We start from the raw sequence: 554 nt of genomic DNA, 5'->3' as shown, positions 1-554 counted from the left end.
TTTCTATTGCAGAATCAAAATAAGATCAGTTATAGGAGAAAGGAAACGGGAATAAAGCATCGAGCCTTATTCCCGTTTTACTATCTATTATTTTATTTCATACACGGCTGAATGCCTGATTCACTTTCTTTAAAACTTCTTCAGGGTTCGTCTGTTTCCAATAACTTGAATAGATGGTTGCCGGACTATTACCTGCAAATTCAGCAACAGCGATAGGATGAAAACCTTCATCAAGCATTCGGGTTATATAAGTACCTCTTGCTGCGTACCAAGTGAATTCCTCTTTGAGTTTTAATTCTTTGGCTACTTTCTTTAATGTTTTATTTACCCGTTCCCGAATTCGTTTTATTCTGCCACGCTGTTTCTCTTCCGTATTGTGTTTGTGGGTAAAAATCGGCAATACATAATCCCCATAACATTTATGTTTGTATTTATTTATGATCGCCTTTGTATGATCCGACAATGGAGCTTTTGCTCTTTTAGGGAATTTGGTCCTTTCATAAGAAATGTATTCTTTCTGAAAACTGTCCCAAGTTAGATAGCAAACATCAATA

At 35.9% G+C, this 554-nt stretch carries 1 pseudogene; it reads right to left on the bottom strand.

The features are described 5' to 3' along the window. Positions 1 to 97: 97 nt before the first annotated feature. Positions 98 to 554 (bottom strand): annotated as a pseudogene (locus D0T56_RS14915) (hypothetical protein); the annotation flags it as partial.

Source organism: Dysgonomonas sp. 520 (genome assembly GCF_010501095.1).
Lineage (GTDB): Bacteria > Bacteroidota > Bacteroidia > Bacteroidales > Dysgonomonadaceae > QVMP01.
Note: the sequence above shows the minus strand (reverse complement) of the source record. Positions and strands in the feature narration are given on the sequence as shown.